Below are 25,982 nucleotides of genomic sequence, written 5' to 3' on the forward strand. Positions count from 1 at the left end.
TCTTCTTCGAAGTTGAATCAAGTGATTGATTCTGACGGATATCGCCCTAACGTGGGCATCATCCTGACGAACACCGCAGGCCAGGCACTCTGGGCCAAGCGGATCGGCCAGGAGGCTTGGCAGTTTCCGCAAGGCGGAATCAAGCGCGGCGAATCGCCGAGGCAGGCGCTTTTTCGCGAATTGCACGAAGAACTGGGTCTGATCGACGACGATGTCGAAATTATCGGTGTAACCCAAGGCTGGTTGCGCTATCGGCTGCCGCAGCGCTATGTGCGCCAGGGCCGCGGGCGCATCTGCATCGGCCAGAAGCAGAAGTGGTTCCTGCTCAAGCTCGTCGGGGACGAGGGCCGGGTGCATTTCGACGAGACCCAAACTCCCGAATTCGATGGCTGGCGCTGGGTGGACTGGTGGCTACCGGCCAGCGAAGTCGTCGAATTCAAGCGTGAGGTCTACCTGCAGGCGCTCAGCGAACTCGCCCCGCTGATCGGTGCGCTGCCGCGCGTCCAGGCGGCTGTCTAGGTCTACGATTTGCCGGGTGGCGCTCTGGCGCTGAGACGATAACGATTGTCATTTGATTCCGTCCGCGCGATGTCGTAGCGTATCGCCAATCGTTCTCATTTGAGCTTGCGTGCATGTACGTCTGTGTCTGCAAGGCCGTTTCGGATACCAAGATCCGCCGTCTCGTCAAAGACGGGTCAACGACGCTGCGTGAACTCGCGCGCGAGACCGGCCTCGGCACCTGCTGCGGCAAATGCGTCCCGCAGGCCCGAGAAGTGCTCGCCCAATCGCTCGCGACCCAGCCCGTGCGGCTGGCCGATCTGCTGCCGACGCTCGGCGCGGCCGCTGCGAGCGCATGAGAATCACACTCATAATCAGTAGAAAATAGCTTATTCAACAAGCACTTACGCTGGACATGCGAGTCCGGCGGCGGCTAGACTGCGCTCCGTTAATTCGATTCCCCGATTCGACAGGAGCCCCAGCCATGCAAGGCGACGCCAAGGTTCTCGAGTACCTCAATCTCGCGCTCAAGAACGAACTCACCGCCATCAACCAGTACTTCCTGCATGCGCGCATGCTCGGCAACTGGGGCCTCAAGAAGCTCGAGAAGAAGGAGTACGAGGAATCCATCGACGAGATGAAGCACGCGGACAAGCTCATCAAGCGGATTCTGTTCCTCGATGGCCTGCCCAACCTGCAGGATCTCGGCAAGCTCTACATCGGCGAGAACGTGAAAGAGCTGCTCGAATGCGATCTCAAGCTCGAGCACGAAGCGCACCCGCTGTATCGCGACGCGATTGCCCACTGCGAATCGGTGAAGGACTACGTGACGCGCGAGCTGCTCGTGGCTATCCAGGAGAGCGAGGAAGAGCACATCGATTTCCTCGAGGAACAGCTCAAGCTGATCGACTCGATGGGCCTGCAGAACTACATCCAGACCGCCGTCGGCGAGATGGAGCACTGAGCGGCGAGTTCTGCAGCCGCAACGAAAAAGGCCGCGACTCGTTCGCGGCCTTTTTCGTTGATGCGGCCCGAAGGCTCAGAACGGCTTGACGATCACCAGGATCACGACGGCGATCAGGATCAGCGCCGGCACCTCGTTCATGAAGCGCCAGAATCGCGCGGACTTGGTGTTCTGGCCGGCCGCGAACTTGCGCAGGTTGACCTTGAGCCAGCCCTGGTAGCCCGACAGCAGCAGCACGAGCGCGAGCTTGGCGTGCAGCCAGCCCATGCCCCAGAACACCGCCTTGGCGTAGGCCGCGTCGGCCGACAGCAGTGTGGCGATGCCGAACACCCAGGTGCCGATCATCGCGATCAGCGACAGGCCGTAGAGCTTGCGCTCCATGATCACGAAGCGCTCGTGGCCGGCCTGGTCACGGGTGTCGACGTGATAGACGAACAGGCGCGGCAGATAGAACAACCCGGCGAACCAGGCGACGACGAAGATCACGTGGAACGCTTTGAGCCACAACATGGCAACTCCTGGCTGGGAAGCTCCGATCGAGCCTTGCGAGCCGCCTGGCCGGAGTGTCCCGATGCTTTGACGGCTGGCGGGGAAGTCCTATTATCGCCGTCCTTTGGCGTCGTCTGCAGTCGGCTGGAAAACTCATGATCAAGGTCGGAATCGTTGGCGGCACCGGGTACACCGGCGCCGAGTTGCTGCGGCTGTTCGCGAATCACCCGCATGCACGGGTCGTCGCCCTGACCTCGCGCAAGGAAGCCGGGCTGCGGGCCGACCGCCTGTTCCAGAACCTGCGCGGCCATTGCGACGTGGTGTTCGCCACGCCTGACGAAGCCAGGCTCGACGAATGCGACGCGGTGTTCTTCGCCACTCCGCACGGCACCGCGATGCAGATGGCCCCGGCGCTGATCGAAAAAGGCGTCAAGGTCATCGACCTGTCGGCCGACTTCCGGCTCAAGAACGCGGCCGAATTCCGCAAGTGGTACGGCATGGAGCACACCCAGCCTGCGCTGCTCGAAGAAGCCGTCTACGGCCTGCCCGAGACGCATCGCATCGAGATCAAGCACGCGCGCCTGGTCGCCAACCCGGGCTGTCATGCCACGGCGGTGCAGCTCGGTCTGGTGCCGCTGCTCGAAGCCGGCGTGATCGACCCCCACGGCATCATCGCCGACAGCAAGACCGGCGTTTCGGGCGCCGGGCGCGAGCTTAAGCTCGGTTCGATGTACGCCGAAGTCGCCGATTCGCTGAAGGCCTATGGCGTCACGGGCCACCGCCATCAGTCCGAGATCGACCAGGAGCTCGCGATCGCGGCCGGCGGACCGGTCGGCGTGACCTTCGTGCCGCATCTGACGCCGATGATCCGTGGCATCCACGCCACGATCTACGCGCGCCTGACGCAGCCGGAAGCCGATCTGCAGAAGCTGTTCGAGCAGCGCTACAGCGGCGAGCCCTTCATCGACGTGCTGCCGGCCGGCGAGCATCCCGAGACACGCAGCGTGCGCGGCGGCAACCAGAGCCGCCTCGCTGTTCATCGCGCGCCCGACGGCAAGACCGTGATCGTGCTGTCGGTGATCGACAACCTCGTCAAAGGCGCGTCGGGGCAGGCCCTGCAGTGCTTCAACCTCATGTTCGATCTGCCCGAGGACGCGGGGCTGCAGGCCCCGGGCCTGTTGCCCTAGCGCCCGGTCGCCCGGCGCGTGCAGCACCGCATCGTCATCACGCGCCACCGACCGTGGATGCGGGCGGCGGCGATCGCGGGCGCTGCGGCCCTGCTCGCGATCGCGGGCTTCATGCTGTTCGCATACGCGCGGACCTCGACGGTGCGCGAGTTCAAGCAGACGCGTAGCGAGCTCGAACAACTGCGCGACGAGCGCCGCTCGCTGGCGCGCGAGCTGCGCAGCGCGAGGTCCGAAAACGCCGAGCTGCGCCAGCAGGTGGTGTACGCCGAGCGCTCGCAGCAGATCGACGGGCAGGCTTGCGAATCGGTCAAGGAATCGCTCGCCGGCCTGCAGGCCGAGGCCGCCGATCTGCGCGAGCAAATCGCGTTCTATCGCGGGGTGATGTCGCCCGACGTCGGCAAGGCCGGGGTGCGCGTGCTCGAAATGCGGATGACGCCCCAGGCGCAGGCCAACCTCTGGCGCTACGATCTGGTGCTGATCCAGTCGGTGCGCCAGGAGAAGCGGGTCGCCGGGCAGACGCGCGTCGCCTTGCTCGGCAGCCAGGGCGGACAGCAGAAGCGCCTCGATCTGAGCTCGCTGCTCAGCAGCGGCGAAAGCCTGCCGGCGTTCGCGTTCAAGTATTTCCAGGAATTCAGCGGCGTGTTCACGCTGCCGAAGGACTTTCGCCCGATCCGTGTCATGGTGAGCCTCGCCGTCGACGGCGAGGGCTCGCCTCCGGTCGAGGAGGAGTTTGACTGGAGTAAGATCCAAGCCCAGAGGTCCGAGCATGAAATTCACGTCGAATGATAAACAGCCTTCCAAGGGCGTCAGTGCGGTCGAAACCCTGATCGGCCGGCAGACCGAGATCGTCGGCGACACCAGCTTCTCGGGTGGCCTGCACGTCGACGGCGTCCTGACCGGCGCGGTCATCGCCAGGACCGACAAGCCGGCGCATCTGTCGGTCAGCGAGAGCGGGCGTATTGAAGGCGAGGTCCGTGTCCCCACTATCGTGCTCAACGGCATCATCAACGGCGACGTCCATGCGCTGGAGAAGATCACGCTCGGCGGCAAGGCGCGCGTGAACGGTAACGTGGTGTACCGTTCGCTCGAGATGCAGGCCGGTGCGCAGGTGAACGGCCGGCTCACCCACGAGTCCAATGTCCCCGCGGCGATCACCCACAAGCAGGACGGGGAAGCGCCGGAGTCGTCCGAGTCCAATGTCATCGATGGCCGCGACGCGTTTCATCATCAGCAGGCCAACGGCTAAAGAGGTTTTGCCATGAGTACCGAACCGTCCACCTATACGCCTTCCGCCGCTGCCGTGGCTCCGCCGAGCGACGGCGTGGTGTTCACCGAATCGGCCGCGCGCAAGGTGCGCGAGCTGCTCGAAGAGGAGGAGAACCCGAACCAGAAGCTGCGCGTGTTCGTCTCGGGCGGCGGCTGCTCGGGCTTCCAGTACGGCTTCAAGTTCGACGAGCAGGCCGAAGAGGACGACACCAGCGTCGAGACGCTCGGCGTGACGCTGCTGGTCGATCCGATGAGCCTGCAGTACCTCGTCGGCGCCGAGATCGACTACAAAGAGACCGTCGAAGGCGCGCAGTTCGTGATTCGCAACCCGAACGCGAGCACGACCTGCGGCTGCGGGTCTTCGTTCTCGGTCTGAGATTCGTGGCCTGAGCGGTGGCTTATGGCCTGCGGCCTGAGCTGAGCCACCGGCTCAGGCTGGTGCTGCCAGCAGCATCACGTAGTACCAGCAATCCACGCGCGGCGAATAGGCCCGCGCGAGCCCGCAGTCGATGAACGCGGGTTCCAGCAGGTTGGCGCGGTGCCCCTCGCTGTTCCACCACTGCAGATACGCTTCGTGTGCATCGGCCGCAGTGCGCGCGAGCACGTTCTCGCCGACGCGCGACCAGTTGTAGCCGACCGCTTCGGCGCGGCTCGCGGGCGTCGAATCGTGGCGACCGCCGTGCGACAGGAAGCCGCCCTCCGCGAGAAACCGCGCGTGGTCTTCGGCGGCGCTCGTAAGCCTGCGCTCGATGCGCAGCACGTTGGTCCCGCTGTCGAGCCGCGCCGTGTTGGTGCGTTCGAGCAGGCCCAGCAGATGCGGTTCGAGAACGTTCAAGGCCGCGGCGCTTTCGGCGTCGACGGTGCCGACGTGTAGTGCCACATGAAGGCGAGCTTGTCGGCTTCCTCGTCGATGATCTTGGCGACCGGCTTGCCGGCGCCATGGCCCGCGCGCGTGTCGATGCGGATCAGCACCGGCGCGTCGCCGCCCTGCGCGGCCTGCAGTGCGGCCGTGTACTTGTACGAATGCGCCGGATGCACGCGATCGTCGTGATCGCCGGTGGTCACGAGCGTCGGCGGATAATGCGTTCCGGCTTGCGTGGTGTGCAGCGGCGAATAGCGGCGCAGATAGGCAAAGCCGTCCGCATCGTCCGACGAGCCGTAATCGCCGGTCCAGGCGTAGCCGACGGTGAATTTGTGGAAGCGCAGCATGTCCATCACCCCGACCGTCGCCACCGCCGCGCCCCAGAGCTGCGGACGCTGGTTCACGCTCGCGCCGACGAGCAGGCCGCCGTTGCTGCGTCCCCAGATGGCGATGCGCGGATATTCGGTATAGCGCTGGTCGACGAGAAAGCGCGCCGCCGCGGCGAAATCGTCGAACACGTTCTGCTTGCGCTCGCGCGTTCCGGCGCGATGCCAGGGCTCGCCGTATTCGCCGCCGCCGCGCAGATTGGCCACCGCGAACACGCCGCCTTTCTCCATCCAGGCGAGCGCCGAGACATCGAAGGCCGGCGTCTTCGGAATGTTGAAACCGCCGTAGCCGTGCAGGAAGGCCTGCGCCTTGCCGTTGCGCGTGAGCCCTTTCTTGTAGCTGATGAACATCGGCACGCGCGTGCCGTCTAGCGATGGATAGAACACCTGTTCGGTGACGTATTGCTTCGGATCGAACGCGAGCTTCACCGAACGCAGCGGCTTGGCGCTCGCGGTTTTGAGCGAGACACGATACGGCGTCAGCGGCTGGTTGTAGCTTTGATAGCCGATCTGCAACTCGTCGTCGTGCGCATCGCCGTGCAGCGTTTCGGAGATCGCTCCAAGCCCCGGCAACTTGATGTCGGCGAGATGCCGGCCTTCGTACGACCAGGTCGCGAGACGACTCGCCGCATCGTGCAGGCTCAGCACCGCGATGCGCCCGCCGGCCTGCTTGGCGCTGATCAGCGTGTCCTTCGATTCGGGCACGACGACGCGCGCATTCTGGGTGTCGGGCCTGTCGAGATCGAGCGCGATGACGTGGTTCTTCGGCGCATCGAGATTGGTCTTCAGGAACACTTCGCGCCCCTTGCTGCCGATGAGCTGCCAGGCATGATCGAAATCATCGACGAGCTTGACGACGGGCGCGTCGAAGCGCGGTGCCTTCGCATCCTGCAGATCGAGCACATAGAGCCGGCATTCGTCGCCCGAGCCTGGACGCAGCGTGATGAACAGGTAGCGGCCATCGGGCGTCAGCTCGCCGCCGACGAACCATTTCGGCTCGGCCGGCCACTCGAACACGAGCCTGTCTTCGGCCTGCTCAGTGCCGAGGCGGTGGTAATAGATCTTCTGGTTCGCCAGGCCGTCGAACACGGCCTGGTTGCTCGTCGCATCGGCTTTTTCGAGCGCCGGGTAGCGCGAGTAGAAGAAGCCCGCGTTGTCCTGCGTCCACTGCGCGTCCGAGAACTTGATGCGCGTGAGCACTTCGGGCTGATCGGCACCGGTGCTCACATCGCGAATGCGGAACTCGTTCCAGTCCGAGCCGGCGACGGCCGTCGAATACATGAGCCAGCGACCGTCATGCGAAGGCTTGATCTGCGCGAGCGCGACGGTGCCGTCGCTAGCCAGCGTGTTCGGATCGAGCAGCACGCGCGGCTTGCCGTCGCCCTGCTGCACGTACAGCACGCTCTGGTTCTGCAGCCCATCATTGCGGCCGAAGAAGTAGCGATCGCCGACCTTCTCCGGCACCTCGTAGCGCTCGTAATTCCACAGCACCGACAGACGCTCGGCGAAACCCTTGCGCTCGGGCAGCGCCGCGAGAAACGGCAGCGTCAGCGCGTTCTGCGCCTCGACCCACTGGCGTGTCTGCGGAGAATCGAGATCCTCGAGCCCGCGATACGGATCGGCAACGGCGACGTCGTGGTAGACGTCGACGACATCGCCCTCTGGCGAGGGTGGATACGTGAGCGGGGCGGCTTGTGTTGCCGATGTCGTTGCGGCCAGCAAGCCCAATGTGAAGGATAGGTAGTGCATTACGTAAAATCCCTGAGGCTCCGAGCAGCGATGACCGATGGTAGCGGCTTGCACACCACTCCACTCGACGATCGCCATAAAAGCTTCATGCGGACTGGCACGTTCAGTGCGGATAATCGCCTCATTTCGGTATTCCGGCTCGACCGCTGGGGGCGGTAATGACTCGATCTTCAGGTGAAAAACCGCTGTTGGCGGTCATGGTGATGCTCGGCTGCGCATTGGGTACTGAGCCGGTGTTTGCTGAAACGACCTCGACTCCATCGGCAATGGCATCGGTCATTCCGGTCCGCGATTTCGCGCGATCCGACGAATACGAAGATGCAATTCTGTCACCGACCGGTGAGTATCTGGCGGTCAAGCTGCGCATCGACAACGGCAGCGCGCTGGGCATCGTGCGCACGGACGATAGAACGTTGGCCAAGGCAATCCGGCTGGTCGATCGCCAGGGCATCGCGGACATCCATTGGGTCGGCGCGGACCGGTTGGTTTATGCGCTGACGGAGAAACTCAGCGATGACGAGAAGCCCGACCTCACCGGCGAGTTGATCGGTGTCGAAGTCGGTGGGCGTGGATCGAAGTACCTGTTCGGCTACCGCGGCGACGTGTCCACTGGATCGCACATCAACAAGGCCAACGCTGAATATGCGCATGCCACGGTGATCGACAGTCTGCGAAACGATCCGAGGAATGTGTTGATCGCGGCATTCCCTTGGACGGAACGAGGAGAACTCGGGTCGGCGACGCTCTATAAAATGAACGTCAGTACCGGCGGAAAACTGCGCGTCGGGTTCGCGCCCAAGCCCGGGTGGACCGATTTTCTCGCCGACGCGAACGGTTTCATCCGCTATGCAGTCGGGCATTACTCGAGTCTGATGTCGATCGATACCTACGCGCGAACCGAGACCGAGCAGGACTGGAAGCAGATCAATGTCGGCGATCGGAAGGGCGCGAATCTGCAGGCGATCAGCTTTTCGATCGAGCGCGACACGGCGTATCTGCTTTCGGATGAACAGAACGACGCCCCGTGCCTGGTTGCACATCGCCTGGAGGACAACCGGCGTGAAACGCTGGCCTGCTATCCGCAGGCTGCTGTGCAGGATTACTCGCTATCGCACGACGGCGGCACGCCGATTGGCGTCGAGTTCGAGCCTGGCAAACCGGAGCTCGTTGTGCTCGACGAGCATGCCGACGGCAAGCTCATGCGGCAGCTCGTCAAAAGCTTCGCTGGCTATTCCGTGCGCATCACCTCGTGGTCCGACGACGGCAGCAAAGCCGTGGTGCATGTCTATGACGATCACAATCCTGGCGAGTTCTTTCTATTCGATCGTGGAACGCTCAAGGCCGATCACTTGTTCTCCGCGCGCGGCTGGCTCGATCCTCGACTGATGGCCGAGCGGCGTCCCTTGAGCTTCAAGGCCAAGGACGGCATGGAAATCCGCGGCTACCTGACGCTGCCGAATGCGCGCCCTGAGTCCCCGTTGCCGCTCGTGGTGCTGCCGCATGGCGGGCCGTTCGGAGTGCGCGATCACTGGCGGTTCGACCCGGAGGCTCAGATGCTCGCGAGCCGCGGTTACGCGGTGCTGCAGGTCAATTTCCGCGGCTCCAGCGGTTATGGCTCCCGCTACATTCAGGCGGGCCGGGATCAGTGGGGCAGCGGCATGATCGATGACATCGCAGCCGGTACGCAGCATCTGATCGACCAGGGCATGGTCGACGCGAAGCGCATCTGCATCTATGGCGCGAGCTACGGCGGCTACGCTGCGATGATGTCTGCGGTGCGCTACCCGGATCTCTATCGCTGCGCTGTCGGCTATGCCGGGACCTACGATCTAGCTCGTCAGAAACGCGACAGCGATACCGTGCGAACCAAGCTCGGACGTGCATATCTGGAGTTCGCGCTCGGCTCTGAGCCATCCATGCTGGCGGCACAGTCGCCGATCACGCATCTCGACAAGCTCAAGGCCGCGATCATGATCGCGCACGGCGAACAGGACGCGCGGGTGCCGTTCTCCCAGGCCGAAGCTTTGCGGGATGCTTTGAAGGTTCGCCAGTATCCGTTCGAATGGCTGACGTATCCGACCGAAGGACACGGTTTCTACAAGATCGAGCATCGTGAAGCCTTCTACACCCAACTGCTCGCCTTCATCGAAAAGCACATCGGCGCTACGGCCCATTAACGAGGCTCGCCTCAGATCGGGCAGGCCAGCAGCTGCGCGCGCAGCGCGGGCAGCTGCTGCATCGCGAACTCGTAGCCGCGTTCCGCGAGTTCGTCGAGCCGCTTCCAGTCGAACAGGGCGACGCCCGAGACCGGCAGGCGCAGGTAGGCATCGGCGCGCTGAGCGCGCTGGCGTACGCCCGATTCACTCGTCAGCGTGGCGGTGCGGAACAGGATCGACATCAGCGTCGGCCGGCGCGCCTCGTCGTCGGTCGGCGTCCAGCGCAGCACCGCGTCGATGTCCGGGCCTTCGATGCCGGGCATCGTCAGCGTGCCTTCGGTCGACACGTCGGACGCGAGAATCGGTCCGCGTTCGAGCTCCTGCATGACGTCGGTCGGCAGGCTGTTGACGACGGCGCCATCGACGAGCAGATCGCCGCGCCAGACCACCGGAGGCGCCACGCCCGGAACCGCCATGCTCGTGGCGATCCACATCGCCATCGAGCCGCGCTCGTGCACCACGCTCTGGCCACGCGTGAGGTTCGTGCTCACGCAAAAGTACGGCGTGCGCAGCTGCTCGAGCTGCTGTTCTCCGAACACGTTCTCGAGCTGGCGATAGAACTTGCGCCCGCGAATCAGCGAGACGCGCGGCAGCAGGTAATCGTTGAGCAGCTTGCGGCGCACGAAGGTCTCGCGCGCCACTTCGAGAATCTGCCTCCAGTTCAGGCCGCAGGCCGCGAGTCCGCCGACGAAGGCGCCCATGCTGCTGCCGCCGAGCACGTCGAGCGGCAGCTTGAGCTCCTCCAGGGCGCGCAGCAGGCCGATATGGGCGAAGCCGCGCGCGCCGCCGCCGCCCATGACGACACCGAGCGCGCGGCCGGTCATGCTGCGGGCGATGCGCGCCGCGTCGCCGTCGTAGCCCGGCCGCAGGAAGTAGTGCGCCCGCGCGCCGGCGAGCTCGCGCCAGGCCAGCACGTGCTCGGCTTCGGCACCGTCGGGGCGCAGCACGATCAGTTCGATCGGCACGCGCAGCCGCAGGTCGCGCAGCAGGTCGAGCATCGGCGTCGCGTGCGGCGGTGTCTTTGCGGACACCACCACGAGCACGCGATCGCTCTGGCGCAGGCAGCGCGCCGACCAGGTGCTCGGATGCGCATCGGGCAGATAGAGCAGGTGGCGGAACTGGCTTTCGCCCGCGTGCAGCAGGCGCGTGAGCCGGTCGGCGTTGGCATCGTCCTGCAGCGTCTGCGCCATGCCGGGCGCGATCGCGGTGTCGACGCGATGCGCGTCGACGATGCCGGTGTGGCCGCATTCGCTCAGCGTGCCGCGCAGCTGGCGCGCGAGATCGGCGATGTCGATGTCCGGCGTCGCCGGCACCAGCGCGAGCGCGCGCGGCCGGCGTGCATGCGCGAGCGAGGCCGGCGTATGGCGCATCTGCAGCCGGTCGATGATGACCTGCGTGAGCCGCAGCAAGGCCGCCGGATGCCGCTGCACGAAGTCGAGCAGTACGCTGCGATCGATGCGCAACAGGTAGCTGTCGCGCACCGCGTAGACATGGCCGCTGTGGGTGCGGTTGCCGAGCGTCGCGATCTCGCCGACGCACTCGTGCAGGCCGACTTCGCCGCGCAGGCTGCCGTCCGCGTTGTCGACGCGCAGGCGGCCGATGCCGACGATATAGAGGCAATCCGCGAGCGCGCCGATGTTGAACACGGTCTGCCCGCTGCGAAAGCTGCAGACCACGCTGCGCTCGGCCAGCGCCGCCAGCGCCGGGCCGTCGATGCCGGCCAGCAGCGGGGTCTGCGCGAGCAGGGTGGGGATGTCCATGAGTCGGCAGTTTAGATCAGTGCCCGGGCTCCGGATCGCCGGCATCGGGCTCGCGAAGCCGCCTGTGCCGCCGACGATCAGACGCTATGCTGCGCCTCGTCATGACAGTCGAACTTTCCGTCGCCACGCCCGACCCGCTCGTCTCCGCCGAGGCGCTCACGCAGTTCCTGCGACAGAGCATTCCGATTCTGGCGAGCGTCGAAGTGCAGGCGCTCGTCGCGAGTCCGCAGCGTGTGGTGCTGAGCGCTCCGCTGGCCGTCAACCGCAACCATCACCAGACCGCATTCGGCGGCTCGCTCGCGCTCGTCGGCATCGTCTCGGGCTGGGCTTTGCTGCACGTCGCGCTGCGGGCCGAAGGCCTGAAGGCGCGGCTGGTCGTGCAGAGGAGCGAGATCGACTATCGCCTGCCGGTGGCCGAAGACCTCGTCGCCGAAACCCTGCGCCCGGACGAGGCTTGGCCGGCCTTCGTCGAACGGCTGCGCAGTCGCGGCAAGGCGCGCATCGACTTGCTGACCCGCATCGGCGCGGCCGGCGCGGACGGCGTGCAGCTCAAAGGCACCTACGCGGCCGCGCTCGAATGAGCGTCGTCTTCCGTCGCTGAATCTTGGGACACAGGAAACCCCCATGAACCCGAACTCGAACTTCCGCTTCTGCCCGCAATGCGCGCGTCCGCTCACCTTCGCCTTCGTCGGCGAGCGCGACCGCATCTGCTGCGACGATCCGCGCTGCGGCTTCGTGCACTGGGACAATCCGGTGCCGGTGGTCGCCGCCGTCGTCGAGCACGAGGGCAAGATCATCCTCGCCCGCAACGTCGCCTGGCCGCGCAACTTCTACGCGCTCGTCACGGGTTTTCTCGAAAGCGGCGAAAGCCCCGAGATCGGCGTGCAGCGCGAAGTCGAGGAAGAGCTCGGGCTCGAAGCCCTCGGCGCGAACTTCATCGGGCTCTACGACTTCTTCCGTAAGAACCAGTTGCTGATCGCCTATCACGTGCCGGCGCGCGGCACCGTCAAGCTCAACGAGGAGCTCGACGACTGGAAGCACGTGGCCTTCGATCAGGTCACCTACTGGCCCGGCGGCACCGGCTTCGCACTGCGCGACTGGCTCGCCGCGCAGGGCTACACCGCGACGCTCGGCGAGGCGCCGCAGATCCGGTCCTAGCGGTTCAGAGTCTCGCCGCGAGCCGCGATCCCTGGTCGATCGCGCGCTTGGCGTCGAGCTCGGACGCTACGTCGGCACCGCCGATCAGGTGCACCGAGGCGCCGGCCGCGACGAGCGAGGCCTGCAGTTCGCGCTGCGGCTCCTGGCCCGCGCAGATCACCACCTGGTCCACTTCGATGAGCTGCCCGCGTTCGCGCTTTTCGCCGAAGCTCACGCGCAAACCCTGCGGTTCGATCGCTTCGTAGTTGACCGCGGCGAGCATCGTCACCTGCTTCATCTGCAGCGAGGCGCGATGCACCCAGCCGCTGGTCTTGCCGAGACCGGCGCCGGGCTTGCCGGCCTTGCGCTGCAGCAGCCAGATCTGGCGCGGGCTCTGCGCGGTCTGGCGATCGTCCGTCAGGCCGCCGCGCGCGTTCGGGTCTTCGGTCACGCCCCACTCACGCTGCCAGCTCGGCAGATCGAGCGTCGTCGAATGGCCGTCGCTGGCGAGGAATTCGGCGACGTCGAAGCCGATGCCGCCGGCGCCGATCAGCGCCACGCGCGCACCGACCGGCGCGTTGCCGCGCAGCACGTCGGTGTAATAGAGCACGCGCCCGTCGGCGAGGCCCGCGTCCTGCCCTGGAATCTTCGGATTGCGCGGCGACACGCCGGTGGCGAGCACGATGTCGTCGTAGTTGCCCGCGAGCAGATCGTCGGCATCGACGCGGCGGTTCAGATGCAGGCGCACGCCGGTGACGGCGAGGCGCTTGCGGAAATAGCGCAGCGTCTCGTGGAACTCTTCCTTGCCCGGAATGCGCTTGGCCATGTTGAACTGGCCGCCGATTTCCTCGGCCGCGTCGTACAGGTCGACCGTGTGCCCGCGTTCGGCGAGCACGGTGGCGCAGGCCAGGCCAGAAGGCCCGGCGCCGACCACGGCGATGCGCTTGGCCTTGGCGGTCGGCTCATAGCGCAGCTCGGTTTCGTGCGCGGCGCGCGGGTTCACGAGGCAGCTTGCGAGCTTGCCGCGGAACGCATGATCGAGGCAGGCCTGGTTGCAGGCGATGCAGGTGTTGATCTCGTCGGCGCGATTCGCCGCCGCCTTGTTGACGAACTCCGGGTCGGCCAGCAGCGGCCGCGCCATGCTGACCATGTCGGCATAGCCGTCGGCGAGCAGGCGTTCGGCGACGTCGGGCGCGTTGATGCGGTTGGTCGTGATCAGCGGAATGCTCAGGCCCGCTTCTTCCTTGAGCTTCTTCGTCACCCACGCGAAGGCCGCGCGCGGCACGCTCGTGACGATGGTCGGAACGCGCGCCTCGTGCCAGCCGATGCCGGTGTTGATCATCGTCACGCCGGCGTTTTGCAGCCCGCGTGCGAGCTGCACGATCTCGTCCCAGCTCTGGCCTCCCGGCACGAGGTCGATCAGCGACTGGCGGAAGATGATGATGAAATCGCGGCCCACGGCCTCGCGCGTGCGCTGCGCGATCTCGAGCGCGAAGCGCTGGCGGCGCAGCGCATCGCCGCCGTATTCGTCGTCGCGCAGATTGGTACCGGGCGCGAGGAACTGGTTGATCAGATAGCCCTCGGAACCCATGATCTCGACGCCGTCGTAACCGGCCTCGCGAGCCAGCGCGGCACAGCGCACGAAGGCGCGAATCTGCCGCTCGATGCCGCCGCTCGACAGCTCGCGCGGCGTGAACGGATTGATCGGCGCCTTGAGCCGGGACGCCGACACCGACAGCGGGTGATAGCTGTAGCGCCCGGCATGCAGGATCTGCAGCGCGATCTTGCCGCCCTCCGCATGCACCGCGTCGGTCACTTGCCGATGCGCTCGCGCCGACGCGCTGCTATTGAGCTTGGACGCGAACGGCGCGAGCCAGCCTTCGATGTTCGGCGCGAAACCGCCGGTGACCATGAGCCCGACGCCGCCGCGCGCGCGCTCGGCGAAATAGGCCGCGAGCTTGGGCAGATGCTTGCGACGATCTTCGAGGCCCGTGTGCATCGAGCCCATCAGCACGCGGTTTTTCAGCGTGGTGAAGCCCAGGTCGAGCGGGGCGAGCAGGTGCGGATAGGCAGTAGTGGCGGACATGACGAAGACTCCAATGGATGATCGTGATCGCGCATGTCCTTCACCGCGTTAAGGCGCTGGTGAAAGGGGCGCTGCCGTCGCTGCGGACATGGCTGCTTCGGGCGACGGCGGATTGGGCGCCGTCAGCCGTGCTGGAAGCGCGCATCATAAGAGGCCCGTGCGGGCGCCAAATTGGCGGCGATTCACGCCTGCGTCCATCGGCCCGATCAGCGGCGCAAACCGGCGTCGCGCTTGAGCTGGCCGATCAGCGCGTCCTGCGCGTCGCGCCAGCGCGCGATCCACTCGGGTAACTCGGGCGAGGGCTCGCGATGGCCGATCAGGTCTAGCGTCTTGGCGGTCGGCACCGGGCCCTGCTTGCTGACGAACAGATAGCGCACCGCGACCACCGCGGCGACGCGTTCGCCGAGCTTGTAGCGATGCTCGATGAAGAACCATTTGGCGTCCCAGCCGAGCAGCCGCGATTCGAGCTCGTAGCGTGCGAACGGCTGCAGCGAGGCCGAGAAACGGCCGCCACAGTCACCGGCCACAGGTCGCCAGCCGCGCTTGAGGGCCCGCTTCCACAGGTCCGAGCGCAGGCCGTGATCGAAGCGCCCGAGATCGGCCAGCGTGAAATAGCGGCCGTTGTTCATGTGCAGATTGGAATCGAGATCGTTGGGCCACACGCGTCCGCTCAGGCGACTCGTGCCGAGCAAGGGCAAGGGTCCGCGCGAGCGGTAGGTCAGCAGCAGCCAGAGCATGCGCAGCAAGATCGTTCTCCGCGGCGCCCGGCTTTCCGGCGTCGCTTTCGTGGGCGCAGAAGATGCGGCCCGGGGGACGGCGCCGCCAGTGGCGGGCACGCCAGAAGATCGTGTCGGCTCCGCCATGGCGTCCGAAGCATTCAGGCGCGACTCTGCCAGCGTCAAGAGCCGTGCGGCCACCGAGTCCAGGAACTCTTCCGTGCGACTGCCGCGGCCATTCGCGCTGACGCCCCGCCATTCATCATCGTCGCGGATTGCGGCGATAAGCTGGCGGAGCGGACCCGGCGGTTCGACCGAATTTCTTCTTCACTATTGGGATCAACCATGACCACTGCCAAGCCTCCCATCGGACGTCGCGTCGCCCTGCTCGGCGGCTCGCGCATTCCGTTCTGCCGCTCGAACACGGTGTATTCGACCAAGAGCAACCAGGACATGCTCACCGCCACGCTGCGCGGCGTGGTCGACAAGTTCCAGTTGCAGGGCGAGCGCCTCGGCGAAGTGGCGGCCGGCGCCGTGCTCAAGCACTCGCGCGATTTCAACCTGACGCGCGAATGCGTGCTGTCTTCGGGCCTGGCGGCCGAAACCCCGGCCTACGACGTGCAGCAGGCCTGCGGCACGGGCCTCGAAGCGGCGATCCTGGTCGGCAACAAGATCGCGCTCGGGCAGATCGAATCGGGCATCGCGGGCGGCGTCGACACCGCCTCGGATGCGCCGATCGCGGTCGGCGAAAAGCTGCGCAAGATCCTGCTCGAACTCAATCGCGCCAAGACCGGCAGCCAGCGCCTGGCCGCGCTCGCCAAGTTTCGTCCGTCCATGCTCGCCCCGGCGATCCCGAGCAACGGCGAACCGCGCACGCGCAAGAGCATGGGCGAGCACTGCGAGCTGATGGCGCAGGAATGGAACATCGCGCGCGAAGACCAGGACCAGCTCGCGTTCGAATCGCACCGCAAGGCTGCGGCCGCCTACGACGCCGGTTTCTATGACGACCTGATCATCGAATACGCCGGCATCAAGCGCGACAACAACCTGCGCGCCGACAGCACGCTCGAAAAGCTCGCCACGCTCAAGCCGGTGTTCGACCGCAAGTCCGGCCGCGGCACGCTGACGGCCGGCAACTCCACGCCGCTCAGCGACGGTGCTTCGGCCGTGCTGCTGTCGAGTGAAGAATGGGCCGCCGCTCATGGCTTCAAGCCGCAGGCTTTCATCACCCATGCCGAAACGGCTGCGGTGGATTTTGTGATCAAGAAGGAAGGCCTGCTGATGGCCCCGGCCTACGCGGTGCCGCGCATGCTCGCGCGCGCCGGTCTGACCCTGCAGGACTTCGATTTTTACGAAATCCACGAGGCCTTCGCCGCCCAGGTGCTGTGCACGCTGAAGGCCTGGGAAGACCCCAAGTTCTGCAAGGAGCGCCTCGGTCTCGACAAGCCGCTCGGTTCGATCGACCGCAGCAAGATGAACGTGAAGGGCGGTAGCGTCGCGCTCGCGCATCCGTTCGCGGCCACCGGCGGCCGCATTCTCGCCACGCTCGGCAAGGCGCTCGAAGAGCGTGGTTCGGGTCGCGGCCTGATTTCGATCTGCGCGGCCGGTGGTCTCGGCGTGACGGCGATCGTCGAGCGCTGATTGGTGATTTGTCGTTGACGGTCCTCTCTCCCGCTGTGCGGGAGAGAGTCCCTCGCGAAGCGAGGGGAGAGAGGGCAGGCCTGAAAAAAGCGTGCCCTTTCCCACCTTCCCCTCTCCCGGTCCTTCGGACCACCCTCTCCCACAAGTGGGAGAGGGGACAGGTCATCAGCGATCGTCATGACGTTCGCTACAATCCGCGGCCCCGTTTCTCCCTGACAGAGAACTCCGATGGCCGTCGCCTACCAGGCTCCTGAATCCCTTCCTTCCGTCGCCGGCGTGCGCCTCGGCGTGGCCGAGGCTGCGATCAAGAAGCCGGGCCGCCGCGATCTGCTCGTCATCGAACTCGCGCCGGGCACGCGCGTGGCTGGTGTGTTCACGCAGAACTCGTTCGCCGCCGCTCCGGTGCTGCTGTGCCGCGAGGTGCTCGCGAGCGGCGCCGCGGTGCGCGCGCTGGTGGTCAACTCGGGCAATGCCAACGCCGCGACCGGCCAGGGCGGGCTCGACGATGCGCGCGCGGTCGCAGCCGCCGTCGCTGCGGCCGTCGGCTGCGAGCCGAACCAGGTGCTCTCGTTCTCGACCGGCGTGATCGGCCAGCGCCTGCCGGTCGAGCGCATGGTCGCGGCGGCGCCGAAGGCCGTGTCCGATCTGAGCGCCGATGGATGGATCGCCGCGATGCTCGCGATCATGACCACCGACACGGTCGGCAAGGGTGCTTCGCGCAAGGTGGCGACCTCGCAGGGCGAGGTCACCGTGACTGGCATCGCCAAGGGCGTCGGCATGATCCACCCGAACATGGCGACCATGCTCGGCTACGTGGCCACCGACGCCAGGCTCTCGCAGGCGGCGACGGACACCGTGCTGAAATCGGCGGTCTCGCGCAGCTTCAACTGCGTGACCGTGGATGGCGATACCTCGACGAACGACTCCTGCGTGCTGATGGCGACCGGCCAGGTCGGCTCGCGCGAGATCGAAACCGGCGACGCCGACTACGCGCTCGTGGCCGACGCGATCGAAGCGGTCTGTCGCGAACTCGCGCATGCGATCGTGCGCGACGGCGAGGGCGCGACCAAGTTCGTCACGATCGAAGTGAGCCAGGCCGCTAGCTCCGCCGAGGCGCGCCAGGTGGCGCTCGCGGTGGCGCATTCGCCGCTCGTGAAGACGGCGCTGTTCGCCTCCGACGCCAACTGGGGCCGCATCGTCATGGCGGTCGGCAAGTCCGGCGTCGCGGTCGACCCGGCGAAGGTCGATCTCTGGCTCGACGAGGTCTGCCTGCTGCGCGGCGGCCAGCCGCATCCGGACTATCGCGAGGAGCGCGGCTCGGCCGTGGTCGCCCAGCCCGAATTCGCGATCCGCATCGCGCTCGGCAGCGGCGAGGCCAGCGCGACGGTCTGGACCTGCGATTTCAGCTACGACTACGTGAAGATCAATGCCGAATATCGGACTTGATCTTCTGTCCTCTCTCCCGCGTGCGGGAGAGAGTCCCTCGCGCAGCGAGGGGAGAGAGGGGAGGCTCGAAAAGAGGTGCGCCTTTTCCGAGCCTCCCCTCTCCCGGTCCTTCGGACCACCCTCTCCCACAAGTGGGAGAGGGGACAAGCGTGGAGCGTGTCGATGACCGACCCGCGCCCCATCCTCGAAGTCGCCTGCGGCGTGCTGCGCAACGAGCGTGGCGAGCTGCTGCTGGCCCAGCGCCCCGAGGGCAAGGTCGCGGCGGGGTTCTGGGAGTTTCCGGGCGGCAAGGTCGAGCCCGGCGAATCGGTCGCCGGCGCGCTCGCGCGTGAGCTGCACGAGGAACTCGGCGTCAACGTCACGCAGGCGCGACCGCTGATCCGGCTGCGGCACGCCTACAGCAATCGCATCGTGCAGCTCGATACCTGGCTCGTGACGGGCTTCGACGGCGAGCCGTCTTCGCGCGAGCGGCAGGCGCTGGCCTGGTGCGGGCTCGCCGAGATCGCTCGGTTGCAGACGCTGCCGACGGTCGCGCCCATCCTCAAGCCGCTACGGCTGCCGACGGATTACGTGTTCACGCGGCCCGACGCGACGGTCGCTTCGATCCGCGCCGGCCTGGACCGTCTGCCGGCCGGCGCGCTGCTGCGCCTGCGCCTGCCCAAGCTCGACGACTTCGGCTATGCCGCGCTTGCCCGCATGTTGCAGCCCGAGGTCCAGGCGCGCGGGCTCACGCTGATGCTCGATCGCGAGCCCGGGCTTTCGCGCGAGCTCGGTTGCGGACTGCATGCCACCTCGAAGGTCTGGCCGACGCTGACGAGCCGGCCGGTTCCGGCGCATCTGCCGTTCGCGGTCTCGGTACATTCGGCTGCGGAGCTGTCGCGCCTCGCGGCGCTCGACGTCGACGCGGCCGTGCTCGGCCACGTGCTCGACACGCCCACGCACGAGGGCCAGCCCGGGCTCGGCTGGGATGGTTTCGCCACAGCGGTCTGGGAATGCGGCCTGCCGGTCTATGCGATCGGTGGCGTCGGCCCGGGCGATCACGAGCGCATCTGGGCCGCGGGCGGGCAGGGCAGCGCGGGTATCGGTGCTTACTGGCCGTAAAGGCTTAGCAGCTACTGCAGGCGGGACGGCGGCGGGCGGCCCTGCTCGACGGTCGGCTCCTCCGCGTCGGACTCGTCGTCCGCGGCCGGAATCGCGTACTGGCCGCTGGCCCAGGCGCCCAGGTCGATGAGCTTGCAGCGCTCGCTGCAGAACGGGCGGAAGCGGTTCGTCTTCTCGAGCGACGCGGGTTCTCCGCAACGCGGACAGCGGGCCTGCTTGATCGACATCAGGTCAGAGCGAACAGCACTGGATGCCGAACGCCACGTCCTGATGCACCTGCGTGCTGCGGCGGTTGACGTCGCGCAGCGAGACGAAGCGGATCGTGAAGCGGTGCGCGCCGGCGCTGATTTCCGGATACGCGGCCGCGGCCTGCGGAACGAACACGCGCAGCAGCTGCACCGGACCTTGCGGCGAATGCACGTAGGTGCCGCCGCGCGCGAGGCCCGAGGCGATCTCGGTGCTGCCGCGCAGCAGCTTCAGGTACAGGCCGATCGCGCGCTCGAACGGCGCCAGATCGGCGAACCAGGCGTCGAGGTCGCGATTGACGATCTCGGGCGACTGCGAGAGCCAGAAGTGGTATGCGGGCAGGTCGAACGCACAGCTGCCGCCCGGGATCGAGGTACGGTTGTGGATCGAGATCAGGAACTCGTTGTCGCGCAAAGCGCTGCCGGCGAACTGCGTCGCGAGCTGCTGCAGGCCGGTGACCGAGGTCGTCAGATCCTGCAGCACGCCGGACAGGCGCGACTGATCGACACCCGGGCGCGCGGCGAGCCGCGTGAGGTGCGAGTGCTGTTCGAGCAGTTCCTTGAGGATGTCTTTCTTGAGGTCCGAGCGCGACAGCACCGTGAGCGTGTCGAGCAGGGTCTGCAGACGGGCGCGCAGGCCGTAGTTGGACGAGTCCTGGCGATGGTGAGCGTGCTGGCCGAACAGGAATTCGAGGCGCAGGAAGGTGCGCACGCGCTCGTTGAGCGGTTGCTCGAAGATGATGGCGGAAGATCCGTCTGCCAGTACTGGAGTCACGGCCACAGGCTGAAGCAAAGTGGGCTGGATTGTGACGCAGTGCACCAGTCACGGCAAATGCAAATCGAACTCCGTCAAGCCGCTGCCCGGAGCCCGGAATTCGGGTTCTTTGGCGACGCGAAAACTCAGTGCGGCGGCCGCTCCCGGGCCATTTGCAGATAGCGCTGATGCAGTCGCGAAACCGCTTCTAGCGTCGTCGACACGGCGGCGTCGTTGACGATCACGTCGTCCGCCGCCGCGAGCCGACGCTCGCGCGTGGCCTGTGCGGTCATCATCTGGCGGGCCAGGGTTTCGCTGACCTTGTCGCGTGAAGTCAGCCTCGCGAGCTGCACGGACTCGGGCACGTCGACCACGAGCACGCGATCGACCAGGGCGCGCAGATGCCCCGCTTCGATCAAAATCGCCACCGACAGGATGCAGTAAGGCGTGGTCTGCTCGGCGAGCCAGCGCCGCATGCGATCGCCGATCGCCGGATGCGTGATCGCCTCGAGCTGTTTGAGTGCGGCCGGATCGCCGAACACGCGCTCGCGCATGCGACGGCGATCGAGCGTGCCGTCGGCCTGCAAAAAATCCGCGCCGAAGGTTTCGGCGATCTGCAGCAGCGCCGGTTCGCCTGGGGCGACCACGTCGCGCGAGACCTGGTCGGCATCGAGCACCGGCACGCCGAGCGCGATGAAGGCGTCGCCGACCAGCGTCTTGCCGCTGGCGATGCCGCCGGTCAGTCCTATCGTGAGTCTCGACACGTCACTGCATCCCGGTGAAGTTCAGGTACCAGCCGTTGATGTCCGCTCCCCAGATCAGCGCGAGCCAGCCGGCGCCGGCAATGTAGGGGCCGAACGGAATGCGCGTGCTCCATTCGGCGCGCCGGGCCACCATCAGCGCCAGGCCGACCGCAGCGCCGACCAGGGCCGACAGGATGATGATCTGCGGCAGCGCCTGCCAGCCGAGCCAGGCGCCGAGCGCGCCCATGAGCTTGAAGTCGCCATAGCCCATGCCTTCCTTGCCGGTGACGAGCTTGAACAGCTGGAACACGACCCAGAGCACGCCGTAGCCGGCCGCCGCGCCGACGATGGCCGTCGCCGGACCGACGAACACGCCGGCCAGACTTGCGAGCAGGCCGAGCCAGAGCAGCGGCAAGGTGAGATCGTCGGGCAGGAACAGGGTCTTGAGGTCGGTGACCGTCAGCGCGACCAGCGCCCAGGTCAGCACGAGCGCGCCGAGCAGTTCGGGCGAATAGCCGAAGCGCCAGACGCAGACCATCGACAGCGCTCCGGTGACGGCCTCGACGATCGGATATTGCACCGAGATCGGCGCCTTGCAGGCCGCGCAGCGCCCGCGCAGCAGCAGCCAGCCGAGCACCGGCAGGTTGTGCCAGGGCTTGATCGGGGTCTTGCAGGCCGGGCAGTGGCTGGCCGGGCGCAGCAGCGAGACCGGCGGTTCCCGGTCGGCTCCGGCCGGCACGCCGAAGCTCTCGAACGTGGCCTTGCGGAAATCCTGCTCGATGCGCAGCGGCAGACGATAAGCGAGCACGTTCAGGAAGCTGCCGATGCACAGCCCGAGCAGCAGCGTGGCGATCATCAGAAACGCGAAGTTGTTTTGCAGCGCTAGCAGAAACGGGTCGAAGAGGCTCAATCAGACCACCATGCCGAGCTTGAAGATGGGCAGGTACATGGCGACCACCAGGCCACCGACCAGTACGCCGAGGATGGCCATGATCATCGGTTCGAGCAGGCTCGACAGCGAGTCGACCTGGTTGTCGACCTCGGCCTCGTAGAAATCGGCGACCTTGGCGCACATCTCGTCGAGCGAGCCGGATTCCTCGCCGATCGCCACCATCTGCGTCGCCATCGACGGGAACATGCCGCTCTGCTGCATCGTCAGCTGCAGTTGCTGGCCCGTGGAGACCTGGTCTTTCATGATCAGGATCGCGTCCTGGAACACGATGTTGCCCGAGGCGCGGGCGACCGAATCGAGCGCTTCGACGAGCGGAACGCCGGCCGCGAACATGGTCGACAGCGTGCGCGCGTAGCGCGCGACGGCCGACTTGTAGAGGATGTCGCCGACCACCGGCACCTTGAGCAGCGCGCGATCCATGAAGCGCCGCATCTTCGGCGAGCGCTTGTGGAAATAGAAGAACGCGTAGATCGAGCCGCCGAGCACGCTGAGGATGAAGAACCACTGGTCCTGCACGAAGCGCGACAGCGAGATCACCATCACCGTGAAGGCCGGCAGGTCGGCGCCGAAGCCCTTGAACAGATCCTCGAACTGCGGCACCACGAAGTACAGCAGGATGCCGGTGACGATGAAGGCCACCACGAGCACCGCGCTCGGGTAGGTCATGGCCTTCTTGACCTTCTTCTTGATCGCCTCGGTCTTTTCCTTGTACGTCGCGACCTTGTCGAGCAGGGTTTCGAGCGTGCCCGAGCGCTCGCCGGCGTCGACCAGATTGACGAACAGGTCGTCGAAATGCAGCGGATATTTGGCGAGCGATTCGGCGAACGAGCTGCCGCCCTCGATGCTGGTCTTCACGCCCATGATCAGCTCGGCCATCGCCGGGTTCTGGTGACCGCGGCCGATCAGTTCGAGCGACTGCACGAGCGGAACGCCGGCCGCCATCATCGTCGCCATCTGTCGGCTGAAAATGGCGATGTCGCCGCTCTTGATCTTCTTGCGGTTGCCGAACAGCTCCAGCTTCTTGCGCACCTTGGTCGGGTTGATGCCCTGCTTGCGCAGCTGGGTCTTGATCATGCTCTCGGACGGCCCACGGCTTTCGCCGCGCACCTTCGCGCCCTTGCGATCGAGCCCTTCCCAGAGAAAGGTGTGTTCCTTGATGGTGAGTGCCTGTGCCATGAGTCCGTTGATCAGCCGTTGAACCCCTCTCCCTCCGGGAGAGGGGCAGGGGTGAGGGAATCGCCTCGATAGCCAAGCCCGCTCATCCCGGATGGTCCCTCACCCTCGGTCCCTTTCCCGGAGGAGAGGAATGCAGAGCAGCTTACGGCGCCATCACACACCAAAGCTCGACGCACCGCCCAATCCGGCCGATCGGCGGCGGGGCTCAATCGCCGACCGTGACCCGATTTGCCTCGAGCAGGTCGATCGCGCCTTCGCGCACCTTGCGCAGGGCCGACTGCCGCAGGTTCTCGATGCCTTCGCGCTGAGCCTGGTCCGCGAGATCCATGGCGCTGCCGCCTTCCATGATGATGCGGCCCATCGCCTCGGAGAATGGCATCACCTGGTAAATGCCCGTGCGGCCCTTGTAGCCGCGATCGCACTGATCGCAGCCGACCGCCTGGTACAGCGTGAAACCCGGGGCATCGACTTCGGCCTCGGTGAAGCCTTCGCGGATGAGTTCCTGGCGCGGAATGCTGGTCGGCCGCTTGCAGACGCCGCAGAGCCGGCGCGCGAGCCGCTGGGCGATGATCAGCGTCAGCGTCGAGGCCAGGTTGTAGGCCGGCACGCCCATGTTCATGAGGCGCACGATGGTCTGCGGCGCATCGTTGGTATGCAGCGTCGACAGCACCAGATGGCCGGTCTGCGCGGCCTTGATCGCGATCTCCGCCGTTTCCAGGTCGCGGATTTCGCCGACCATGATCACGTCCGGATCCTGGCGCAGGAAGGCCTTGAGCGCGGCCGCGAACGTGAGCCCGACCTTGGGGTTCACATTGACCTGATTGACGCCCGGCAGATTGATTTCGGCCGGGTCTTCGGCCGTCGAGATGTTGATGTCGTCGCGGTTGAGGATGTTCAGGCCGGTATACAGCGACACTGTCTTGCCCGAGCCGGTCGGGCCGGTCACCAGGATCATGCCCTGCGGCTTGTCGAGCGCGTTGAGGTAGGCCTGCTTCTGCTCGGGCTGATAGCCCAGCGCGTCGATGCCGAGCTGCGCGCTGCTCGGATCGAGGATTCGGCAGACGATCTTCTCGCCCCACAGCGTCGGGCAGGTGCTGACGCGAAAGTCGATCGCCTTGGTGCGCGACAGGTTCAGCTTGATGCGCCCGTCCTGCGGAATGCGGCGCTCGGCCAGATCCAGCCGCGACATCACCTTGACGCGGGCAGCGAGCCGCAGCGCGGTCGCCACCGGCGGCGTCGCGACGGTGCGCAGCTCGCCGTCCTTGCGATAGCGGATGCGGTACTGCTTTTCGTAGGGCTCGAAATGGATGTCCGAGGCGTTCTGGCCGATCGCGTCGAGCATGATCTTGTTGACGTAGCGCACGATCGGCGCCTCGTCGGCATCCGACCGGGCGATGTCGGCCTCGGAGGCCGAAGCGTCGCTGATGTCGATGTTGTCGAGATCGGCGTCGCCGAGGTCCATCGAAGCCGCGCTGATCTTCTGCGAGGTGGCTTCGATCGCCTTGGTGAGCTTGTCTTCCTCGACGACCACGGCTTCGGTGTTGAAGCCGGTGGCGAACTTGATCTCGTCGAGCGCGGCGAGGTTGGTCGGGTCCGACACCGCCACGAACAGCGTCTTGCCGCGCTTGTAGAGCGGCAGCGTATGCGTCTTGCGCAGCAGCTTCTCGGACAGGTCCTTGATCAGGTTCGGATCGACATCGACCGCGTTGAGGTCGATCAGTGCAGCGCCGAAATCACCGCTCGCAATCTCGGCTACACGCAACGGCGCCACCGCCTTGGCCTCGACGATCAAGGCGACGAAGGTCTGCCCGGATTTGACCGCCTTCTGCTGAAACTCCCGCGCCTGCTCCTCGCTCAGCAGCTTGTCGGCGACGAGCTTGCGCGCCAATCCGCCGAGGGGCGGAGCGATGGGAGCTGTCGGAGTCTGGCTTTGAGCGCTGAGGGGCATCGAATCGCCTGGCTGAACTACGGATCAGGCGATGGTGGTCCGGCTGGGGCGGATCGTCAATAAACGCGAGCGGCAATTGACGTCTATGGCGCGTCTAGGGGTGTTTGTATCCGGCTTCACGGTGACTGCGGATTGCCAGTACCAGAACCGTGCCGGCTAGAGCCTCGACGATCTCGCCGATGCGCAATGTGCAGGAAGGTGCTTCGCGCGTGAGCCGATGATCGAGAGCGATCGAAATCTTCGGTAAATCCTGGCGCCAGCTCGATGCGCGTCATGCGCGCTCCTGATCGTGGACCGCGACGAATGTAGCGCGCACGTGCTCCAAACCTGGCGCAGGCGCAAGCCAGTGCGCGGCCCATCTTGAACCCTCGACCAGGGTCGCGAGCATCGCGGTTGATACTGGTGAGCATCAACGGTGACGGGCTTGGCTATCTCGGGTGATTCATTTCGGGTCGTCGGTGATGCCCGAGAGCATCGGTGATGAGGTGCCGAGCCCTCATCGTTGATACGTCCGAGCATCAACGCCGATGCTCGGGTGTATCAACGTCATACCTCGTGAGCGTCACCGGCGCTCCGTTGTGGGTCGCGGTTGACACTCCCGAATATCAACGGTGATTCACGGTGGGGCGTCGTTGATGCAGTTGAACTTCAACGTCGATG

The 25,982-nt window shown here is 66.0% G+C and carries 25 protein-coding genes; 13 read left to right on the plus strand and 12 right to left on the minus strand.

Annotation, left to right across the window (positions count from 1 at the left end; translation table 11 throughout):
- Positions 1–21: 21 nt before the first annotated feature.
- The 3 genes from AC3WUM_RS00290 to bfr all read left to right on the plus strand — a co-directional run bounded on the left by AC3WUM_RS00290 (position 22) and on the right by bfr (position 1,462).
- The gene (locus AC3WUM_RS00290; protein ID WP_492408928.1) at positions 22–519 is read left to right on the plus strand and encodes an RNA pyrophosphohydrolase; all 498 of its coding nucleotides are present in this window, start codon (positions 22–24) and stop codon (positions 517–519) included.
- Positions 520–632: 113 nt separating this feature from the next.
- Complete coding sequence (locus tag AC3WUM_RS00295) at positions 633–857, plus strand: bacterioferritin-associated ferredoxin (RefSeq protein WP_492408064.1); 225 nt, start codon at positions 633–635, stop codon at positions 855–857.
- 125 nt (positions 858–982) lie between these two features.
- Positions 983–1,462: a bacterioferritin gene (gene bfr, locus AC3WUM_RS00300; protein ID WP_492408066.1), complete on the plus strand. Its 480-nt coding sequence runs from the start codon at positions 983–985 to the stop codon at positions 1,460–1,462.
- 75 nt (positions 1,463–1,537) lie between these two features.
- Here bfr and AC3WUM_RS00305 read toward each other — a convergent pair whose 3' ends face one another.
- A complete protein-coding gene (locus AC3WUM_RS00305; protein WP_492408067.1) occupies positions 1,538–1,972 on the minus strand; it encodes a CopD family protein in 435 nt (144 codons plus the stop codon).
- 134 nt (positions 1,973–2,106) lie between these two features.
- On the opposite strand from AC3WUM_RS00305, the gene argC reads away from it, so the two are divergent.
- Genes argC through erpA form a run of 4 tightly spaced genes read left to right on the plus strand, consistent with a single transcriptional unit; the run spans position 2,107 to position 4,780 of the window.
- Positions 2,107–3,138, plus strand: a complete 1,032-nt coding sequence (gene argC, locus AC3WUM_RS00310; protein WP_492408068.1) for an N-acetyl-gamma-glutamyl-phosphate reductase — start codon at positions 2,107–2,109, stop codon at positions 3,136–3,138.
- A gap of 18 nt (positions 3,139–3,156) precedes the next feature.
- Positions 3,157–3,924: a DUF6776 family protein gene (locus tag AC3WUM_RS00315; RefSeq protein ID WP_492408070.1), complete on the plus strand. Its 768-nt coding sequence runs from the start codon at positions 3,157–3,159 to the stop codon at positions 3,922–3,924.
- Positions 3,905–4,384 carry a bactofilin family protein gene (locus AC3WUM_RS00320; RefSeq protein WP_492408071.1) on the plus strand — a complete coding sequence of 160 codons (480 nt, stop codon included), beginning with the start codon at positions 3,905–3,907 and terminating at the stop codon, positions 4,382–4,384. Before AC3WUM_RS00315 ends, AC3WUM_RS00320 begins: the two co-directional genes overlap by 20 nt.
- A gap of 12 nt (positions 4,385–4,396) precedes the next feature.
- Complete coding sequence (erpA, locus tag AC3WUM_RS00325) at positions 4,397–4,780, plus strand: iron-sulfur cluster insertion protein ErpA (protein WP_492408072.1); 384 nt, start codon at positions 4,397–4,399, stop codon at positions 4,778–4,780.
- 54 nt (positions 4,781–4,834) lie between these two features.
- On the opposite strand, the gene AC3WUM_RS00330 is transcribed toward erpA, so the two are convergent.
- Together AC3WUM_RS00330 and AC3WUM_RS00335 are read right to left on the minus strand one after the other, a co-directional pair.
- Entirely contained in the window at positions 4,835–5,239 is a 405-nt protein-coding gene (locus tag AC3WUM_RS00330) for a CAP domain-containing protein (protein ID WP_492408074.1), read from the minus strand.
- Positions 5,236–7,401 carry a prolyl oligopeptidase family serine peptidase gene (locus AC3WUM_RS00335; RefSeq protein ID WP_492408076.1) on the minus strand — a complete coding sequence of 722 codons (2,166 nt, stop codon included), beginning with the start codon at positions 7,399–7,401 and terminating at the stop codon, positions 5,236–5,238. The genes AC3WUM_RS00330 and AC3WUM_RS00335 overlap by 4 nt, the downstream gene beginning before the upstream one ends.
- A gap of 197 nt (positions 7,402–7,598) precedes the next feature.
- On the opposite strand from AC3WUM_RS00335, the gene AC3WUM_RS00340 reads away from it, so the two are divergent.
- The gene (locus AC3WUM_RS00340; protein WP_492408929.1) at positions 7,599–9,578 is read left to right on the plus strand and encodes a S9 family peptidase; all 1,980 of its coding nucleotides are present in this window, start codon (positions 7,599–7,601) and stop codon (positions 9,576–9,578) included.
- An 11-nt stretch (positions 9,579–9,589) separates the two neighbouring features.
- On the opposite strand, the gene AC3WUM_RS00345 is transcribed toward AC3WUM_RS00340, so the two are convergent.
- Positions 9,590–11,377: a patatin-like phospholipase family protein gene (locus AC3WUM_RS00345; RefSeq protein WP_492408078.1), complete on the minus strand. Its 1,788-nt coding sequence runs from the start codon at positions 11,375–11,377 to the stop codon at positions 9,590–9,592.
- A 101-nt stretch (positions 11,378–11,478) separates the two neighbouring features.
- On the opposite strand from AC3WUM_RS00345, the gene AC3WUM_RS00350 reads away from it, so the two are divergent.
- Positions 11,479–11,958 (plus strand): YiiD C-terminal domain-containing protein, encoded by a 480-nt coding sequence (locus AC3WUM_RS00350; RefSeq protein WP_492408079.1) that lies wholly within the window; start codon positions 11,479–11,481, stop codon positions 11,956–11,958.
- 43 nt (positions 11,959–12,001) lie between these two features.
- A complete protein-coding gene (locus AC3WUM_RS00355; RefSeq protein ID WP_492408081.1) occupies positions 12,002–12,535 on the plus strand; it encodes an NUDIX domain-containing protein in 534 nt (177 codons plus the stop codon).
- A 4-nt stretch (positions 12,536–12,539) separates the two neighbouring features.
- Here the strand turns inward: AC3WUM_RS00355 and AC3WUM_RS00360 are convergent, their stop codons facing one another.
- Complete coding sequence (locus AC3WUM_RS00360; protein ID WP_492408082.1) at positions 12,540–14,600, minus strand: oxidoreductase; 2,061 nt, start codon at positions 14,598–14,600, stop codon at positions 12,540–12,542.
- Positions 14,601–14,806: 206 nt separating this feature from the next.
- A complete protein-coding gene (locus AC3WUM_RS00365; protein ID WP_492408931.1) occupies positions 14,807–15,337 on the minus strand; it encodes a thioesterase family protein in 531 nt (176 codons plus the stop codon).
- A 324-nt stretch (positions 15,338–15,661) separates the two neighbouring features.
- On the opposite strand from AC3WUM_RS00365, the gene AC3WUM_RS00370 reads away from it, so the two are divergent.
- The 3 genes from AC3WUM_RS00370 (at position 15,662) to AC3WUM_RS00380 (ending at position 19,504) form a co-directional block, all read left to right on the plus strand.
- Entirely contained in the window at positions 15,662–16,957 is a 1,296-nt protein-coding gene (locus tag AC3WUM_RS00370; protein WP_492408083.1) for an acetyl-CoA C-acetyltransferase, read from the plus strand.
- 228 nt (positions 16,958–17,185) lie between these two features.
- Positions 17,186–18,403: a bifunctional glutamate N-acetyltransferase/amino-acid acetyltransferase ArgJ gene (gene argJ, locus AC3WUM_RS00375; RefSeq protein ID WP_492408084.1), complete on the plus strand. Its 1,218-nt coding sequence runs from the start codon at positions 17,186–17,188 to the stop codon at positions 18,401–18,403.
- A gap of 162 nt (positions 18,404–18,565) precedes the next feature.
- On the plus strand, positions 18,566–19,504 hold the full coding sequence (locus AC3WUM_RS00380; protein ID WP_492408085.1) for a Nudix family hydrolase: 939 nt from the start codon (positions 18,566–18,568) through the stop codon (positions 19,502–19,504).
- Positions 19,505–19,515: 11 nt separating this feature from the next.
- Here the strand turns inward: AC3WUM_RS00380 and AC3WUM_RS00385 are convergent, their stop codons facing one another.
- From AC3WUM_RS00385 to pilB, 6 genes are all read right to left on the minus strand, one after another.
- Positions 19,516–19,731, minus strand: a complete 216-nt coding sequence (locus tag AC3WUM_RS00385) for a DNA gyrase inhibitor YacG (protein ID WP_492408086.1) — start codon at positions 19,729–19,731, stop codon at positions 19,516–19,518.
- Positions 19,732–19,735: 4 nt separating this feature from the next.
- The gene (gene zapD, locus AC3WUM_RS00390; RefSeq protein WP_492408087.1) at positions 19,736–20,524 is read right to left on the minus strand and encodes a cell division protein ZapD; all 789 of its coding nucleotides are present in this window, start codon (positions 20,522–20,524) and stop codon (positions 19,736–19,738) included.
- A 125-nt stretch (positions 20,525–20,649) separates the two neighbouring features.
- Positions 20,650–21,267, minus strand: coding sequence for a dephospho-CoA kinase (coaE, locus tag AC3WUM_RS00395; protein ID WP_492408088.1), 618 nt, complete (start codon positions 21,265–21,267; stop codon positions 20,650–20,652).
- A gap of 1 nt (position 21,268) precedes the next feature.
- Positions 21,269–22,156: a prepilin peptidase gene (locus AC3WUM_RS00400; RefSeq protein WP_492408089.1), complete on the minus strand. Its 888-nt coding sequence runs from the start codon at positions 22,154–22,156 to the stop codon at positions 21,269–21,271.
- A complete protein-coding gene (locus AC3WUM_RS00405; protein WP_492408090.1) occupies positions 22,157–23,374 on the minus strand; it encodes a type II secretion system F family protein in 1,218 nt (405 codons plus the stop codon).
- 205 nt (positions 23,375–23,579) lie between these two features.
- The gene (pilB, locus tag AC3WUM_RS00410; protein WP_492408091.1) at positions 23,580–25,322 is read right to left on the minus strand and encodes a type IV-A pilus assembly ATPase PilB; all 1,743 of its coding nucleotides are present in this window, start codon (positions 25,320–25,322) and stop codon (positions 23,580–23,582) included.
- Between the last annotated feature and the right edge of the window lie 660 nt (positions 25,323–25,982).

This window comes from Hydrocarboniphaga sp. FW305-C-57, from assembly GCF_058783045.1.

What these genes read in the sequence shown, in the direction of transcription:
- AC3WUM_RS00295 (WP_492408064.1), top strand. Translation starts at nt 633, where the DNA reads ATGTACGTCTGTGTCTGCAAGGCCGTTTCGGATACCAAGATCCGCCGT.
- bfr (WP_492408066.1), top strand. Translation starts at nt 983, where the DNA reads ATGCAAGGCGACGCCAAGGTTCTCGAGTACCTCAATCTCGCGCTCAAG.
- AC3WUM_RS00305 (WP_492408067.1), bottom strand. Translation starts at nt 1,972, where the DNA reads ATGTTGTGGCTCAAAGCGTTCCACGTGATCTTCGTCGTCGCCTGGTTC.
- argC (WP_492408068.1), top strand. Translation starts at nt 2,107, where the DNA reads ATGATCAAGGTCGGAATCGTTGGCGGCACCGGGTACACCGGCGCCGAG.
- AC3WUM_RS00320 (WP_492408071.1), top strand. Translation starts at nt 3,905, where the DNA reads ATGAAATTCACGTCGAATGATAAACAGCCTTCCAAGGGCGTCAGTGCG.
- erpA (WP_492408072.1), top strand. Translation starts at nt 4,397, where the DNA reads ATGAGTACCGAACCGTCCACCTATACGCCTTCCGCCGCTGCCGTGGCT.
- AC3WUM_RS00335 (WP_492408076.1), bottom strand. Translation starts at nt 7,401, where the DNA reads ATGCACTACCTATCCTTCACATTGGGCTTGCTGGCCGCAACGACATCG.
- AC3WUM_RS00340 (WP_492408929.1), top strand. Translation starts at nt 7,599, where the DNA reads ATGGTGATGCTCGGCTGCGCATTGGGTACTGAGCCGGTGTTTGCTGAA.
- AC3WUM_RS00345 (WP_492408078.1), bottom strand. Translation starts at nt 11,377, where the DNA reads ATGGACATCCCCACCCTGCTCGCGCAGACCCCGCTGCTGGCCGGCATC.
- AC3WUM_RS00350 (WP_492408079.1), top strand. Translation starts at nt 11,479, where the DNA reads ATGACAGTCGAACTTTCCGTCGCCACGCCCGACCCGCTCGTCTCCGCC.
- AC3WUM_RS00355 (WP_492408081.1), top strand. Translation starts at nt 12,002, where the DNA reads ATGAACCCGAACTCGAACTTCCGCTTCTGCCCGCAATGCGCGCGTCCG.
- AC3WUM_RS00360 (WP_492408082.1), bottom strand. Translation starts at nt 14,600, where the DNA reads ATGTCCGCCACTACTGCCTATCCGCACCTGCTCGCCCCGCTCGACCTG.
- AC3WUM_RS00365 (WP_492408931.1), bottom strand. Translation starts at nt 15,337, where the DNA reads ATGCTCTGGCTGCTGCTGACCTACCGCTCGCGCGGACCCTTGCCCTTG.
- AC3WUM_RS00370 (WP_492408083.1), top strand. Translation starts at nt 15,662, where the DNA reads ATGACCACTGCCAAGCCTCCCATCGGACGTCGCGTCGCCCTGCTCGGC.
- argJ (WP_492408084.1), top strand. Translation starts at nt 17,186, where the DNA reads ATGGCCGTCGCCTACCAGGCTCCTGAATCCCTTCCTTCCGTCGCCGGC.
- AC3WUM_RS00380 (WP_492408085.1), top strand. Translation starts at nt 18,566, where the DNA reads ATGACCGACCCGCGCCCCATCCTCGAAGTCGCCTGCGGCGTGCTGCGC.
- AC3WUM_RS00385 (WP_492408086.1), bottom strand. Translation starts at nt 19,731, where the DNA reads ATGTCGATCAAGCAGGCCCGCTGTCCGCGTTGCGGAGAACCCGCGTCG.
- AC3WUM_RS00405 (WP_492408090.1), bottom strand. Translation starts at nt 23,374, where the DNA reads ATGGCACAGGCACTCACCATCAAGGAACACACCTTTCTCTGGGAAGGG.
- pilB (WP_492408091.1), bottom strand. Translation starts at nt 25,322, where the DNA reads ATGCCCCTCAGCGCTCAAAGCCAGACTCCGACAGCTCCCATCGCTCCG.